This window comes from Microbispora sp. NPDC088329 (assembly GCF_040685655.1).
Classification (GTDB): domain Bacteria; phylum Actinomycetota; class Actinomycetes; order Streptosporangiales; family Streptosporangiaceae; genus Microbispora.
Map to the genome: position 1 here is coordinate 482,096 of NZ_JBFBIP010000003.1, position 14,565 is coordinate 496,660.

Annotated in this window: 17 protein-coding genes; 9 read left to right on the plus strand and 8 right to left on the minus strand. The window is 73.1% G+C overall.

Features of this window, described 5'->3' with window-relative positions; translation table 11 throughout:
* Positions 1-5: 5 nt before the first annotated feature.
* Positions 6-740 (minus strand): SDR family NAD(P)-dependent oxidoreductase, encoded by a 735-nt coding sequence (locus AB0O28_RS09645; RefSeq protein WP_363638171.1) that lies wholly within the window; start codon positions 738-740, stop codon positions 6-8.
* A 147-nt stretch (positions 741-887) separates the two neighbouring features.
* On the opposite strand from AB0O28_RS09645, the gene AB0O28_RS09650 reads away from it, so the two are divergent.
* The 3 genes from AB0O28_RS09650 to AB0O28_RS09660 all read left to right on the plus strand — a co-directional run bounded on the left by AB0O28_RS09650 (position 888) and on the right by AB0O28_RS09660 (position 2,180).
* Positions 888-1,301 (plus strand): fructosamine kinase family protein, encoded by a 414-nt coding sequence (locus AB0O28_RS09650; RefSeq protein WP_363638173.1) that lies wholly within the window; start codon positions 888-890, stop codon positions 1,299-1,301.
* 199 nt (positions 1,302-1,500) lie between these two features.
* Positions 1,501-1,734, plus strand: a complete 234-nt coding sequence (locus AB0O28_RS09655; protein WP_363638175.1) for a hypothetical protein — start codon at positions 1,501-1,503, stop codon at positions 1,732-1,734.
* On the plus strand, positions 1,731-2,180 hold the full coding sequence (locus tag AB0O28_RS09660) for a hypothetical protein (RefSeq protein ID WP_363638177.1): 450 nt from the start codon (positions 1,731-1,733) through the stop codon (positions 2,178-2,180). The genes AB0O28_RS09655 and AB0O28_RS09660 overlap by 4 nt, the downstream gene beginning before the upstream one ends.
* Here AB0O28_RS09660 and AB0O28_RS09665 read toward each other — a convergent pair.
* The 4 genes from AB0O28_RS09665 to AB0O28_RS09680 are packed head-to-tail and all read right to left on the minus strand — an operon-like array spanning position 2,177 to position 5,268.
* Positions 2,177-2,773, minus strand: coding sequence for a response regulator transcription factor (locus AB0O28_RS09665; protein WP_363638179.1), 597 nt, complete (start codon positions 2,771-2,773; stop codon positions 2,177-2,179). The two genes, AB0O28_RS09660 and AB0O28_RS09665, sit on opposite strands and share 4 nt — an antisense overlap.
* Positions 2,773-3,864 (minus strand): sensor histidine kinase, encoded by a 1,092-nt coding sequence (locus tag AB0O28_RS09670; RefSeq protein ID WP_363638181.1) that lies wholly within the window; start codon positions 3,862-3,864, stop codon positions 2,773-2,775. Before AB0O28_RS09670 ends, AB0O28_RS09665 begins: the two co-directional genes overlap by 1 nt.
* A gap of 4 nt (positions 3,865-3,868) precedes the next feature.
* Positions 3,869-4,558: an ABC transporter permease gene (locus AB0O28_RS09675; RefSeq protein WP_363638183.1), complete on the minus strand. Its 690-nt coding sequence runs from the start codon at positions 4,556-4,558 to the stop codon at positions 3,869-3,871.
* Positions 4,555-5,268 (minus strand): ABC transporter ATP-binding protein, encoded by a 714-nt coding sequence (locus AB0O28_RS09680; RefSeq protein WP_363638185.1) that lies wholly within the window; start codon positions 5,266-5,268, stop codon positions 4,555-4,557. The genes AB0O28_RS09675 and AB0O28_RS09680 overlap by 4 nt, the downstream gene beginning before the upstream one ends.
* Positions 5,269-5,401: 133 nt before the next feature.
* On the opposite strand from AB0O28_RS09680, the gene ligD reads away from it, so the two are divergent.
* The gene (gene ligD, locus AB0O28_RS09685) at positions 5,402-6,370 is read left to right on the plus strand and encodes a non-homologous end-joining DNA ligase (RefSeq protein ID WP_363638187.1); all 969 of its coding nucleotides are present in this window, start codon (positions 5,402-5,404) and stop codon (positions 6,368-6,370) included.
* Between the two features lie 87 nt (positions 6,371-6,457).
* On the opposite strand, the gene AB0O28_RS09690 is transcribed toward ligD, so the two are convergent.
* Positions 6,458-7,498 carry a hypothetical protein gene (locus tag AB0O28_RS09690; RefSeq protein WP_363638189.1) on the minus strand — a complete coding sequence of 347 codons (1,041 nt, stop codon included), beginning with the start codon at positions 7,496-7,498 and terminating at the stop codon, positions 6,458-6,460.
* Positions 7,485-7,718 carry a hypothetical protein gene (locus tag AB0O28_RS09695; RefSeq protein WP_363638191.1) on the minus strand — a complete coding sequence of 78 codons (234 nt, stop codon included), beginning with the start codon at positions 7,716-7,718 and terminating at the stop codon, positions 7,485-7,487. The genes AB0O28_RS09690 and AB0O28_RS09695 overlap by 14 nt, the downstream gene beginning before the upstream one ends.
* Positions 7,719-7,898: 180 nt before the next feature.
* Between AB0O28_RS09695 and AB0O28_RS09700 the strand changes: the two genes are divergently transcribed.
* From AB0O28_RS09700 to AB0O28_RS09715, 4 genes are all read left to right on the plus strand, one after another.
* Positions 7,899-9,140 carry a histidine kinase gene (locus AB0O28_RS09700; RefSeq protein ID WP_363638193.1) on the plus strand — a complete coding sequence of 414 codons (1,242 nt, stop codon included), beginning with the start codon at positions 7,899-7,901 and terminating at the stop codon, positions 9,138-9,140.
* A complete protein-coding gene (locus AB0O28_RS09705) occupies positions 9,137-9,832 on the plus strand; it encodes a response regulator transcription factor (protein ID WP_363638195.1) in 696 nt (231 codons plus the stop codon). Before AB0O28_RS09700 ends, AB0O28_RS09705 begins: the two co-directional genes overlap by 4 nt.
* A 371-nt stretch (positions 9,833-10,203) precedes the next feature.
* A complete protein-coding gene (locus AB0O28_RS09710) occupies positions 10,204-10,926 on the plus strand; it encodes a TNT domain-containing protein (RefSeq protein ID WP_363638196.1) in 723 nt (240 codons plus the stop codon).
* Between the two features lie 59 nt (positions 10,927-10,985).
* The gene (locus AB0O28_RS09715) at positions 10,986-11,588 is read left to right on the plus strand and encodes a class I SAM-dependent methyltransferase (protein WP_363638198.1); all 603 of its coding nucleotides are present in this window, start codon (positions 10,986-10,988) and stop codon (positions 11,586-11,588) included.
* A gap of 1 nt (position 11,589) precedes the next feature.
* On the opposite strand, the gene AB0O28_RS09720 is transcribed toward AB0O28_RS09715, so the two are convergent.
* Entirely contained in the window at positions 11,590-12,693 is a 1,104-nt protein-coding gene (locus tag AB0O28_RS09720) for an enolase C-terminal domain-like protein (protein ID WP_363638200.1), read from the minus strand.
* 103 nt (positions 12,694-12,796) lie between these two features.
* Here AB0O28_RS09720 and AB0O28_RS09725 point away from each other — a divergent pair, with 103 nt between their 5' ends.
* The gene (locus tag AB0O28_RS09725) at positions 12,797-14,563 is read left to right on the plus strand and encodes a thiamine pyrophosphate-dependent enzyme (RefSeq protein ID WP_363638202.1); all 1,767 of its coding nucleotides are present in this window, start codon (positions 12,797-12,799) and stop codon (positions 14,561-14,563) included.
* Positions 14,564-14,565 lie beyond the last annotated feature (2 nt).

Sequence of the window (14,565 nt, forward strand, 5' to 3'; positions counted from 1 at the left end):
GCGCTTCAGGGACGGCCGAAACGGCGGGCGAGGACGCGGAACGCCCCCGGAGCGGCCCCGTGCAGACGGGCGGGCAGCCGCAGCCAGGCCGGGACGTACACCTCGGCACGGTCGCGCTCCACGGCGACCGCGATGGCGCGGGCCACCCGCTCCGGCGGGACGGGCGCGGGCCTGCGGCGCGTGTACGGCCTGCCGCGCCGGGCGAAGAACGGCGTGTCGACCACTCCGGGCACCACGACCGTCACTCCGATGCCCGGCAGTTCGTACCGCAGGCTCTCGGCGAAGGCCAGCAGGCCCGCCTTGGTCGCGGCGTACACCGCCTCCTCCCGCACGCCCACCACGCCGGCGATCGAGGCGACGTAGACGAGGTGGCCCCGGCCGCGCTCCAGCATCCCGGGCAGCAGCAGCCGCGTGAGCTGCAGGTGAGCCGCCAGGTTGACCGCGATCAAGCGCTCGGCCGTGCCCGCGGACATCCGCGTGAACGGTCCGCTCCAGCCCTCGCCCGCGCACGCCACCAGCACGTCCACCCGCCCGGCGCGTACGGCGAGATCGGCCGACGGGTCCGAGAGGTCGGCGGGCAGGACCTCGCCGCCGGTCCGGGCGGCGACGCCGGCGAGGGCGTCCTCGTCCCGCCCGGAGAGCACCAGGCGCGCGCCTCGCGCCGACAACTCCAGCGCCGTCGCGGCGCCGATGCCCGACGACGCGCCCGTGACCAGCACCCGTGCCCCCGCAGGCCGCATGCGCCCCACCCCCTCGTCCAGGGGTGTACCCCGTGGCGCGTGCGCCGCCGCCCGGGCCATTCGGCGGGCCCGGGATGCCTCCAGCCGTTGGCGCCGCGCCGCGACGACGAGCGGTTCTGGGGGGACCTCGGGCACATGGTCGCCGGCATGCACGTGACAGCGCGGGGCGACCGCTTCGGCTGGCACCGGGACGGCTGGCTGGGCCGCCTGCGCCAGGACAACGCGTGGGACGACGACGGGCACTCGTTCTTCGCCCGCGCACGCATCCTGCGCCGGCTGTGCGAGCCCGCGGCGGAGGCGGCCTTCGACCGCGCCGACCGGGAGGCGCTGGAGCGCCTGTGCGCGGCGCTGCCCGAGCTCGTCCCGCCCCTGCCCCCGGTGCTCACGCATGGCGATCTGTGGTGCGGCAACGTCCTGTCCGATCCGGGCGGGGGCCCCGCGCTGATCGACCCGGCCGCGTCCTACTGCTGGGCGGAGGCGGACCTCAGCATGCTGTGGTGCTCCCCCGCCCGCCCGCCTCCGATCGCTTCTTCGCGGCGTACGAGGAGGTCGCGCCGCTGACGGACGGCTGGCGGGAGCGCATGCCCGTGCTGCACCTGCGCGAGCTGCTGAGCATCGTCGCGCACGGCGACGACGACTGGGGAGCCGCGCGGGCGGTGCGCGAGATCGCCGCCCCGTTCGCGGATCGCCGGTGAGAAGGCGGGAGGCTTTTCCGCGAACCGGTGGACCGCCGAGGGTATGACTGGGTAGCCTCCCCAGTATGACCAAGAAGATTACGATCTCTTTGCCGGACGAACTGGCCGACGAGGCGCAGGCGTCCGGCAACGCCTCGGCCTACATCGCCGCGGCGCTGCGGGAACGGCGGCGCATCCAGGGCGACCTGGCCATCATGGCCGATTTATGGGGGCCGAGCTGGCAGGACGGGATCAGCGATGACGACAGCGCCCGCGCGGCGCGCCTCATGACCGGCGGCGCCAAGGCGGACGCCGCGTGACCGACCCCGTCCCACCGGCCGGTGTCCTGTCCGGCCACGTGCTGGACCTCGACGCCGTCGTCCACCTGATCGAGGGCAAGAGCATGTACGGCCGGGCCGTCGTGCGGCAGTCCTCGGCCCACGGTGTCACCCTTCTCGTCCCCGCGCTCGCCGTCCAGGTGCTGTCGCTGGGCCCCATCCAGCCCCGGCTCGAACGCTTCCTGCGCATGTCGATGGTGGTCACCGGCGCGCTCTCCCCCGGCGACGCCGTCGAGGGCGGGCCGTACGCGCAGGAGATCATGGCGAGCCTGCGCCGCCACCGCCCGTCCGCCGCCGACGCGCTCCTGCCCGACGTCCTGGTGGCCGCCCACGCCGCCGTCCACGCCACCCGCCGCGGCTGGCGGATCATCACGGCGACCCCCTACCTGTACGAGGGCCTCGACGTCCGCCTGGAGATCCTCCCCTAGATGAGCCCCCGCTCCATGGCCACGACGACGGCCGCGGCCCTGCTGTCGACGCCGAGCTTGGCGAAGACGTGCTTGAGATGCGTCTTCACCGTCGTCTCGCTGATCAGCAGAGCCCGTGCGATCTCCTTGTTGGCCGACCCCCGCGCCACCAGGCGCAGCACCTCCAGCTCGCGCGGGCTCGGCTCCTGCGCCGTGGGCCTGCTCATCAGGGCGGAGGCCACCGACGGGGCCAGGACCGCTCCGCCGGCGGCGGCCGTGCGGACCGCTCGGTGCAGTTCCTCACGTGGCGCGTCCTTCAGCAGGTAGCCCGCCACCCCGGCGGCCATGGCCCGCGCCACGTCCGCGTCCGTGTCGTACGTGGTCAGCACGATCACCTTGATCTCCGGGTGGTCCGCCCGGAGCCGCCGGATCGCCCCGACACCGTCGAGGCCGGGCATACGCAGATCCATCAGCACCACGTGCGGCCGCGCCCGCCTGGCCATGGCCAGCGCCTCGAACCCGTCGGACGCCTCCGCCACCACCTCGATGTCCGTCACCTGGTCGAACATGCCGCGCAGTCCGTCGCGGACCACCGGATGGTCATCGACGATCATCAGTTTGAGGGGATCCGCAGGCACAGCGCCGTCCCCTCTCCCGGTGCGGACTCCACGGTCAGCGTTCCCCCGACGCCGCCGGCCCGCTCGCGCATGGCCGCCAGCCCGTAACCCGCACCGCGCACGTCCGGGTCGAAACCCACCCCGTCGTCGAACACGTCGAGCGTCACCTCATCGTCCATGTAGGTCAGCGTGATCGCGACCCGGCCCGCCCGCGCGTGCTTGGCGGCGTTCGACAACCCTTCCTGCGCCGCCCGCAACAGCGTCGCCTGCACCTCGCCGGGCAGCGGGCGGGGCGTCCCCTCCACCGACGCGGTCGCCGCCACCCCCGACGTCCGCGACCACCGCGCGGCCACCTCCGCGAGCGCCGCCTCGAGACCCGCGCCGGCGAGCGGTCCGGGCCGCAGCGCGTCGACCGAGCGCCGCGCCTCCCGCAGGTTGTCGCGCGCCAGCTCCTTGGCCAGCGTGATCCTCTTCTGTACGGCACGCGGGTCGGGCATCGCCTGCTCCGCCGCCTCCAGCTGGGTGATGATCCCGGTGAGCCCCTGCGCGAGGGTGTCGTGGATCTCTCTGGCCAGCCTCGCCCGCTCCTCCAGCATCCCGACCGTCCGGTTCTGCGCGCTCTGCCGGGACACGTAGTCCACGAACAACCCGATCGCGACGACGAGACCGGAACTCCCGGCGAGCCGCCAGACGGCGTTGGGCTCGTCCAGGTAGCCCCTGGCGGCGAACGTGCTGAAGACCGTCGCCACCGCACCCACGTAGGACCAGGGGCTCGCGAGCATCAGATACGGCTGGGGCATGAGCCCGAAGACGACCACGTCGAAGGACCGGTCCCGCATCACCAGCGCGATGTAGAGCGCGCACACGACCGCCAGGTGGAACGCCATCGGGTTCGGCCGCCTGAGCAGCCGCGGCCGCCGTGCCACGAAGAAGCCGTGCCAGCCGGCCATGAGCGCGACGATTCCCAGCGTCGGCGGGCCGGGGACCGCGCCCGCACCCTCGCCGTACGAGAGGACCAGCCCGAGCGCCAGGCAGGCGTAGTACAGCATGTGGAAGGCGCGCAACCAGCGCGCCTCCCAGACGTTCACGTCCTCACTCCCATCGGAACAGCGCGGCGCCGGCGGCCGTGGCCGCCACGATTATCCCGGCCAGGATCAGCAGGGGGAAGATCGCGGCGGTGCCGGACCAGGCGTCCCCCAGGGCCTCCACGGCCGGGGTCAGGGGCAGGAAGTCGCCGATCTGGCGCAGCGAGCCGGGCAGTGCCCTCCTGGGCACGGCCGCGCCGGACAGGAAGATCATGGGGAACATGACCAGCATGCCGATCAGGCTCGCGCCCCTGGTGTTGCGCACGACGGCGGCGATCACGAAGCCCAGCGCGCAGGCCATCACCGAGCAGAGCAGGAAGGCGGCGGCGAGCATGAGGACGTCGCCGGGCGCCTGCCCGCCGAACACCGTGATGGTGACGACCACCAGCAGCACGGAGCCCGCCAGGCCCGCGGCGACCTGCGCGACCAGCTGGGCGCCGAGCAGCAGAACCGGGGAGATCGGCGTGGTGGCCAGCCGCTTGAGCACCTTGCGCTCGCGATAGGAGGCCAGCAGGCCCGGCAGCGCGCCCATCCCGCCGATGGCGGCGATCATCGCGAGGTAGCCGGGCACCGCACCGCTGTCGCCGCGTTTGAGCACCAGCAGCATGAGGGGGAAGGCCACCATGAAGAACAGCGAGGCGGGGTCGCGCGACAGCAGCCTGAGCTCGGCGGCCGCCAGAGCCGTGAACGCCTTCATCGGTCCACTCCTTCCAGGGCGAGGTAGGCCTCTTCCAGCGAGGCGGTTCCGGTCCGGGCAATGAGCTCGCCCGGGGTACCCGTCGCCTCCACACGGCCGCGGGCCAAGACCGCGACCCTGTCGCAGAGCGCCTCTATCTCGTCGAAGTAGTGGCTGACCAGCACCACCGTGGTGCCCGCCGTCCTGAGGTCGCCGACCAGCCGCCAGGTCTCTCGGCGCGCGATCGGGTCCAGGCCCGTGGTCAGCTCGTCGAGCACGACCACCTCCGGGTCGCCGACCAGGGCGAGCGCGAGCATCAGCCGCTGCCGCTGCCCGCCCGACAGGTCGCCGAACGCCTTCCTCGCCAGCGGCCGCAGGCTCCAGCGCTCCATCACCCGCCGCCAGTCGGCCGCGTCGCGGTAGAAGGAGCCGAACATGCGCAGCGCCTCGGCCACCTTGATCCGATCGGGCAGGGAACCGTCCTGCAGCTGCACGCCGAGGCGGTGGGCGAGGGCCCGCCGCCTGCGCGCCGGATCCTCGCCGAGCACGCGGACCGTGCCCGCGTCTGCTCGCCTGAGCCCGATCAGGCATTCGACGGTCGTGGTCTTGCCGGCGCCGTTGTGGCCGATGATCCCGAATGTCTCCCCGGTACGGACCGTGAACGTCACGCCGTCCACGGCGGGGGTGCCCTCGTACGACTTGCGGAGGTCTGTCACCTCGATGGCTTCCATGCCTCGAGATTCGCGGCGGCGCCGATCGCGCGGCATCACCCGACACGTCGCCCGGCATCCTCCATCCGGAGGATGCCGTCGCGTCGCCGCAGGTCAGGGGTACTGGCCGGGTGGGCCGGGGTATCAGCGGGGCATGGCCGCCCTTCCGGCGTACGCGCCGATGATGGCCCGGCTCGGGCCGCTGCCCGAGCCGGACGGCGACTACGCGCACGAGATGAAGTGGGACGGGGTCCGCGCCCTCGGCTACGTCGAGGACGGGACCCTCCGGCTGGTCTCCCGCAACGGCAGGGACATCACCGCCGCCTACCCCGAACTCGCCGGGCTGGCCGAGGCGACCGGCGGGCACGCGCTCGTGCTCGACGGGGAGATCGTCGCCTTCGACGAGCAGGGCAGGCCGTCGTTCGGGGCGCTGCAGCCGCGGATGCACCAGCGCAACCCGCTGAAGATCCGGCAGCTCACGGTCACCACGCCCGTGACGTACCTGCTGTTCGACGTCCTGCACGTCGACGCCGCGCCGGCGACCGCCCTGGCCTACACCGAACGGCGGCGCCGCCTGGAGGACCTGGTCCACACCGGCCGCCGGTGGGCCATCCCGCCGTACTACAGCGGCGGCGGGGAGCACGCGCTCGCGGACTCGCGCCGTCTCGGCCTGGAGGGCGTGGTGGCCAAGCGGCTCGCCTCCCCCTACCGGCCCGGCCGCCGCTCCCCCGACTGGGTCAAGGTCAAGAACGTCCGTACGCAGGAGGTCGTCGTCGGCGGCTGGCGGGCCGGGGAGGGCCGCCGCGCGAACACCGTCGGCTCGCTGCTCGTCGGCGTCAACGACGCCGGCGGGCGCCTGCGGTACGCCGGCAGCGTCGGCACCGGCTTCACCGACGAGGCGCTGCGGCGGCTCGGGGAACGCCTGGCGCCGCTGCGGCGGGACACATCCCCGTTCGAGGACATCACCCGCGAGGAGGCAAGGGGCGGCCGGTGGGTGGACCCGGTCCTGGTCGGCGAGGTGCAGTTCGCCGAGTGGACCGGCGAGGGGCGGCTGCGCCACCCCTCCTGGCGGGGCCTGCGCGACGACAAGGACCCCGGCGAGGTCGTCCGCGGAGAAGGATGACGCGCCCGGCTCAGGCGCGTGAGCTCAGGGTTCACCGCGTCGCAGGGTCAAGGTGTCACGGTGTCGCAGGGTCACGGCGTCGCAGGGTCACGGTGTCGCAGGGTCACGGTGTCGCAGGGTCACGGTGTCGCGGCGCCGCGCCGCCAGCACGCCGAGCAGCACCGCGCCCGCGAGGAACGCGACGTTGTGCGCGTACTTCGCGACCGGTGGGACCTCGCCGAGCGGGACCGCGAAGAACCCGACGACCGCACGCGCGCTCAGGGCTCCGGCGGCGAGCGCGGCGGCGTGGCGGCCGCTCCACCGCCGCGTGCGGGCCAGGCGGCCGGCACCCGCCGCGCACAGGGCGATCACCGCGAGTCCGGCCGCGACCCCGGCCCAGGTCGACGGCAGGAAGTTGAAGACGAGGCCCGCCACCAGACCGCCCGCCGCCACGAGGACCGGCCGCGGCGGCGCCCCCGCGGACGGCTCTGCGGGCGGAGCCGGGACCGAGGGCCGGCGCCGTCTCCGTACGGCGGGGACGAACGCGAAGAGCACGAGCAGCGCGACGGCGGCCAGCGATCCCCCTGTCTGGGCGGCCGAGGCGTGATAGTGCTCGGTCCGCAGGTGGTCGCGCAGGACCAGCGCCGCCGCCGCGAGGTACAGCACCGCGGCCGTCACCAGGCCGGGCGTTCGCAGCCAGGGCGTGCGCGACAGACGCGGGCTCAGCGCCTCCGTCAGCGCGATCGGCACCCCGAAACTCCAGATCGCGTGGCCCGCGACGAAGGACAGCGCGGTGTAGGCCGCCAGTCCCAGCGGCTCGACGTACGTCGGGCGGACCATCTCCTCCCAGTACGGGATGTCCCGGTATCCCTCGCTGAACATCGACTGGTCGATCACGCCGGCCTGTAGCACGCCGGCCGCCGTCGCGAGGGCGAGGATCGCCGGCCAGCCCAGGCCCAGGCGGCGGGACGTCTCACGGATCAGCAACGCGGGCGCGCCGTACAACGGGCTGAAGATCAGGAGACTGGCGGCGAGCACGAGCGGGTCGCCCGTGCTGTCGTCGTAACCGGTGACGTATTCGGCGCACATCGGCGCCAGCACCAGGAGCCCGGCCGCCATGGCGAGACGCCACGGATCAGGCTTCCTCATCTCGCCTCCACGCGGCGGCGAAGACGACGGCGCCGACGACCGCGACGAGAAGGTTGGCGTAGATCTCGTAGCCGGTCAGGAAGCCCAGACGCGGGATCACCTGGCGGTTGAAGACGTTGAGTATCGCGCCCCAGAACGGCTGCGCGGCCAGGCGGTCGATGGTCCCGCTGATGCCCGCGACGACCAGGAACCCCCCGGCGAATCGAACGTACTTACGCATGGCGCCGACGCTAGGGACCTGCGCGCCCGGCGGGGATCGGGCGTCAGGATGCTCTCGTCCGGCGAAGGTCGCCGGCGTGCGGCGCCCCCGCCGGCCGAAGTAGGACGGCGCCCGACTTCGGTACGGTCTTCGAAGCTCGGCCGTGAGCCGGCCTCCCCCGGGCCGTACGCTGCGGGGAATATGGATCCCTCCGCCACCCCCCGGCACCGGCGCGGCCGGCGCGACTGGCTCGTGGACTCGGCGATGTTCACGCTCGCCGCGGCTTTCGCCTTCTTCATGTCGGTGGACCGCCTGCACAACACGCCGTTGCCGCCCGCGTGGTTGTTCCCCCTCGACCAGTTCGTGGGCGCGCTCGGCTGCGCCGCGTTGTGGCTGCGCCGCCGGTGGCCGGTCGGGCTCGCGGTGACACTGGTCGCGCTGTCGGCGGTCTTCGAGATGGTCGCGGGCTCGATGCTGGCCGCGCTCTTCTCGGTCGCGGTCCACCGTCGCCCGCGGACCTCCGGCACGGTGTTCGGTCTCAGCGTTCTGGCCGGGGTCGTCTTCACGTTGCTGCGCCCCGAACCGAACGAGCCGCCGTCCGTGATGTTCACGCTGGGCCTGGCCCTGCAGGGCGCGGCGGCCGGCTGGGGGCTGTTCGTCCACCATCGGCGCCGTCTGGTGCTGGCGCAGCGCGACCGCGTGGCCCGGATGGAGACCGAGGCGAGGCTGCGGGCCGAGCAGGCGCAGCACCAGGTCCGCGAGGCCATCGCCCGGGAGATCCACGACGTGCTCGGTCACCGGCTGTCCCTGCTGAGCGTGCACGCGGGGGCGCTGGAGTTCAATCCCGGCGCCGACCCCGCCGACGTCGCCCGGGCGGCGCGAGTGATCAGGGAGAGCGCCCACCGGGCGCTGCAGGACCTGCGCGAGGTGATCGGCGTGCTGCGCGCCCCGGCGGGCGAGCCGTCCGCACCGACACGGCCCGGCCTGCCCACCCTGGCCGACCTGGGACGGCTCGTCGCGGAGTCGGGCCAGGCGGGCATGCGGGTGGGGTTGCGTGACGACCTCGGCTCGCGGGAGAGCGTCCCGGAGCGGACGGGCCGGACCGCGTACCGCGTCGTGCAGGAGGCCCTGACCAACGCGCGCAAGCACGCGCCGGGGGCCGCGGTCCGCGTACGGGTGTCGGGGGCGCCCGGCGAGGGCCTGACCGTCGAGGTGGTCAACGACGCCGCCGACGCCCCCGCCGACGTCCCACCTGACGCCGGCGGCGGAGGCGGCCACGGCCTCGCCGGCCTGGCCGAGCGCGTCGCGCTGGTGGGAGGACGGCTGGAGCACGGACCCCTGCATGGACCCCTGCATGGCCCTTTGGAGGGGGCTACGGATGGGGGCGCCGGCGAGGGCCCGGGTGGCTGGCGCGTGCGGGCCTGGCTACCGTGGCCGGCATGATCGTGCCAGAATCCGCGCCTATCGGCGTGCTCATCGCCGACGACGACCCCCTGGTCCGGGCCGGTCTGGTGATGATGCTCGGCGGCGCCCCCGACATCCGCGTCCTCGCCCAGGCCGGGGACGGCGCCGAGGTGCTGCCGCTGGCCGGCCGGCACCACCCCGATGTGGTGCTGATGGACATCCGGATGCCGGTCATGGACGGCCTGGCCGCCACCGAGGCGCTGCGCACGCGCGACGGAGCGCCCGAGGTGATCGTGCTGACCACCTTCGACGCCGACGAGCACGTGCTGCGTGCCCTGCGCGCCGGGGCCGCCGGATTCCTGCTGAAGGACACCCCGCCGGCCGAGATCGTGGACGCCATCCGCCGGGTGGCCCGGGGCCACCCGGTCCTGTCACCCGCCGTGACGCGGCGGCTCATCGCCCGGGTGGCCGAGGACGGCCAGGACCGGCGCCGGACCCGGGCCGCGGAGCGCCTGGCGCGGCTGAACGACCGGGAACGGGAGGTCGCGGTGGCGGTCGGCCAGGGCAGGCCGAACGCCGAGATCGGCGCGTTGCTGCATCTCAGCGTCCCCACCGTCAAGACGCACGTGTCGAGCATCCTCGCCAAGCTCGGCCTCAACAATCGCGTCCAGATCGCCCTGCTCGTCCATGACGCCGCGCTGCTCGGCGACCCGCTCGACCCGGACGACTGACCCGGCCGTCGCGGCGTGGCGACACCGTGCCACCCACGCACAGCCTTTCCCACGGCGACAGGGCCGCCCGTCCGGAAAGCCCCGTCGTGGACCGTTATAAGAGCGGATTCTGTCCACAATAGGAATTTCTTCGGAACCGGTGTCCAAATAAGCCCTGCCGTCGCATTGTTTCTCCCGGCGACGCGGGGTTTTTGAACGCTGCGGCGATCTCCTTGCGATGCGCCCGAACAAAGGCCGGGTACGCACGAATTCGTCGCGTCAGAGCGATCATGGCTGTTTCTCGGCGCCCTTCATCGAGCGATTTCCATGGAAATTGATCTGATGCGGATATGTCCAGATCGCATCCTGTGTGCGCAATTTCGGGAGAATTCGTGCGCGTTCGTTCTCGCAAGCTGTTCATGGCCGCCTGCACCCTCGCCGCGGCGGCCCTGACCGGTGTCCCGGCCCATGCCGCGACCGCCCCCGCCGGGCAGGGCGCCGCGACCTCCGCTTCCGCGCCCCTGAGCGCGACGACGGGCGAGATCTGCGGGCCGCCGTACGTGAAGGGCGATCGGCTGCTCGGCCCGGTGTTCCTGCCGCGCGAGGGACTCATCGCCAAAATCCTGGACGGGTACGTGCGATACGGCGGCCTTTCCCCCGAGCGGTTCCTCGATCGCTACTACGACTTCACGACGCAGTTCTACCGCTTCCCCCAGGACTTCGGGTTCGCGCACTCCGGCGGGTTCACCAACGGCCGGCCGCTCGTCAGGCCGGTGCTGCTGCCGCTCGGCTACAAGGTGGACCGCTTCGGGGGGGAGCCCACCGGCGCGTTCCTCGCGCCCTTCGGCACGCCGTTCTCCAAGCGGTCGCTGCCGCCGAGCAACCTCAACAACGTCCCCGGTGATCCGCACCTGTGCAACTACCACGCCTACCGGGTGAGCCGGCCGTTCTACGTCGACGGGGGACCGGCGGCCTCGGCGTTCCAGATGCGGGGCCTCGGCGAGCAGTTCCACACACTCGCCAAGTACATCCCCGGCGCTCCGACGTTCGGGACCAACGGCGAGGTGTCCATCCAGTGGCTGGCCGACAACGGCTACCTCGAACGCCTCAACTGAGCCCTTGCGGCCGACCGGGCGGGCACGCCGCGCCCGCCCGCTTCGGGCAAGGTGATCACATGACGGCGGACGACGGCACACGGTGGAACACGAACATCCACTACCATCCCCGCATCCTGGGCGCGGTCCCCGACGGCGCCCGGCGCGCCCTCGACGTCGGGTGCGGAGAGGGCATGCTCGCCCGCCAGCTGCGGAAATCCGTGCCGCACGTCACCGGCATCGACCTCCACGCCCCCAGCGTCGAGCAGGCCCGCGGATACGGCGACGACGTCGACTACGTCCTCGGCGACTTCCTCACCCACCCGTTCGAGCCCGCGTCGTTCGACGTCGTCGCGTCCGTGGCCACCCTGCACCACATGGACGCCGCCACCGGGCTGGCCCGCATGCGCGACCTGCTGCGCCCCGGCGGTGTCCTGGCCGTCGTCGGCCTGGCCCGCAGCACCATCCCCCGAGACCTGCCGCGCGAGCTGGCCGGCGTCGTCGCCTTCGCCGTCCACCGCGCCGTGAAGGGCCATTGGGAGCATCCGTCCCCCATCGTGTGGCCGCCGCCGGTGACGTACCCGCAGATGCGGGCGCTGGCCGCCGAGATCCTGCCCGGCTCCCGCTATCGCCGCCATCTCCTGTGGCGCTACAGCGTCGTCTGGCGCAAACCCGAGGACTGAGCTACCCGACCCGGTACGGCTCGGCGGCGCCGGCGCGCAGCGTCAGGCCGTGTCCCGGCGCGTCCGGCGGGCGTACGGCGCCGCCCGTGGGGTCGGCCGCGCCCTCGAACAGGTCGCCCTCGATGCGCACGTGGTCGTGGAACCACTCCATGTGACGCACGTTCGGCGTCGCCGCGGCGACCGGCGCGTGCAGGTTGGGCGCGCAGTGCGCCGACACCTCCAGCCCGTGCCCGGCAGCGATCGCGGCCGCGCCGTTCCAGCCCGTGTAGCCGCCGCAGCGGGTCGCGTCGATCTGCAGGCAGTCGACCGCGCCCGCCGCGCACATGCGGGTGAAGTAGACGAGGTCGCCGCCGTACTCCCCGGCCGCGACGTCGGCGTCGGCCCGCTCGCGCACCAGGCGCAGCCCGGCAAGGTCGTCGGAGGACACCGGCTCCTCGAACCATCGCACGTCGTGATCACGCATGCGGCGTTCCATCCGCACGGCCTGCTTCGCGCCGTAGCCGCCGTTGGCGTCCACGTACAGCTCGGCGGCGTCGCCGATGACGCGGCGGGCGAGCGCGACGCGGTGCAGGTCGCGGCCGGGCGCCGTGCCCGCCGACTCCCCGATCTTGATTTTGACGCGGGGGATGCCCTGCTCGTGCGCCCAGTGCGCGAGCTGCGCCGTCGTGACGTCGTCGTCGTAGGTGGTGAACCCGCCCGAGCCGTACACGGGCACACGCTCCCTGGCGAGGCCGAACAGGCGGGCGAGCGGCACGCCGAGCAGCCGGGCCTTGAGATCCCAGAGCGCGACGTCGACCGCGGAGATCGCGTACCCGGCGACGCCGGTGCGGCCCGCGTTGCGCACGCGGCGGACCATCGCGGTCCACAGGCCCGGCACGTCCAACGGGTCGCCGCCGCGCACCACCGGCGCGAGCAGGTCCGTGACGACCGCCGCGGCGGCGGCCGGGGCGTAGGTCCAGCCGAGCCCGGCCGCCTCACCGCCGTCGGCGCGGACCACCACCATCGTGGTCGCGTCCCAGCTCAGCGTGCCGTCGGCCTCCGGGCGGTCGGTCGGCACGCGGTACGCCGACACGTGGAGGTCCCTGATCACGAGGTCCCTGATCACGGGCGTCCTCCTACCCGGTCGTGCCCCCAGGACTCTGGATCGGAGGAAAGATTTTCCATGCGGTGAGTGTTCGGCTTCCCATTCCCCGGGCAGCGCGGCCTATATGACGGAAATCGCCTCCGAAGTACTCATCAGGCGGCTCGCCGACTGGGGTGTCGACACCGTCTTCGGGCTTCCCGGTGACGGCATCAACGGCATCATGGAAGGGCTGCGCCGCCAATCCGACCGTGTCCGGTTCGTGCTGGTGCACCACGAGGAGGCGGCCGCGTTCATGGCGGCCGCGCACGCGAAGGCCACCGGCCGCATCGGGGTGTGCCTGGCCACCTCGGGCCCCGGCGGAATCCACCTGCTCAACGGCCTGTACGACGCCAAGCTCGACCACCAGCCGGTGCTGGCCATCACCGGCATGCAGGAGACCAGTGTGCTGGGCACCGGCTACCAGCAGGAGGTCCACCTCGACCGGGTGTTCGAGGACGTGGCCGAGTACAACCTGGTGGTGGACAACCCCACCCAGTTGCCCGGGGTGGTGGACATCGCGATCCGCACGGCGTACGCCCGGCGCGGGGTGGCCCACCTGTGCCTGCCCAACGACGTCCAGGTGGCCCCCGCCGACGCCGACCCCTACCAGCACGTCGCCCCCGCGCGGCCCCCCGCGACCGCCCCCGTCTACCTGTCCCCGCCCGGCGTGCCGCGTGAGGAGGACCTGAGGGCGGCCGCCGAGGTGCTGAACGCGGCCCGGCGGCCCGCGATCCTCGCCGGAGCCGGCGCCCTGCACGCCCGCGCGGAGGTGCTGGCCGTCGCCGAGACGCTGGGCGCTCCCGTGATCAAGACCCTGCCCGGAAAGGCGGTCATCCCCGACGACTCGCCGTACGCCGTGGGCGGGATCGGCCTGCTCGGCACCAAGCCGGGAGAGGAGCTGGTCGAGGACTGCGACACCCTGCTGATGGTCGGCACCAACTTCCCCTACACCAAGCACCTGCCCGAGCCCGGCAAGGTCCGCGTCGTGCAGATCGACGCCGACCCCGCCCGCGCGGGCGTGCGCATGCCGACCGAGGTGCCGATGGTCGGGGACGCCAAGGAGGGGCTGGCCGCGCTGCTTCCGCTGCTGCACCGCGTCGACGACCGGGCGCACCTGGAGAAGTACCGGAAGGCCATGGCCGAATGGCGGGAGAACATGACCGCCCTGGAGAACCCGGAGCGCACCCCGATCGCGCCGCAGTACCTGATCGGCTGCGTGGACCGGGCCGCCTCCGACGACGCCATCCTCACCTGCGACTCCGGCACGATCGCGACCTGGGCGGCCCGGCACTGGACGATCCGCGGCGACCGGGAGTTCTACCTGTCGGGCAACCTCGCCACCATGGCCCCCGGCCTGCCGTACGCGATCGCGGCGCAGCTCGCCCACCCCGACCGGCAGGTGATCGCGTTCATCGGCGACGGCGGGTTCGCGATGCTGATGGCCGAGTTCCTCACCGCGGCCCGTCTGGGCCTGCCGATCACGGTGGTGGTGAACAACAACGGCTCGCTCGGCCAGATCCTGTGGGAGCAGATGGTGCTGGGGTACCCCGAGCACGGAGTCAGATTCGGCGCGCCGTCCTCCGACTTCTCCGCCTGGGCCCGCTCCTGCGGCGGGTACGGGCGCAAGGTCACCGATCCCGCCGAGCTGGACGAGGCCGTACGGCAGGCCCTCGCCCATCCGGGACCCGCGCTGGTGGACGTCGACGTCGACCCGAACGAGCCGCCCATGCCGGGCAAGGTGGCCCGTGACCAGGCGGTCAAGTTCGCCGAGGCGTTCCTCAAGGGGCAGCCGCACAAGGCGGCCATCGCGACGACGCTGTTCAAGGACAAGATCTCTCAACTGGGGCGGTGACG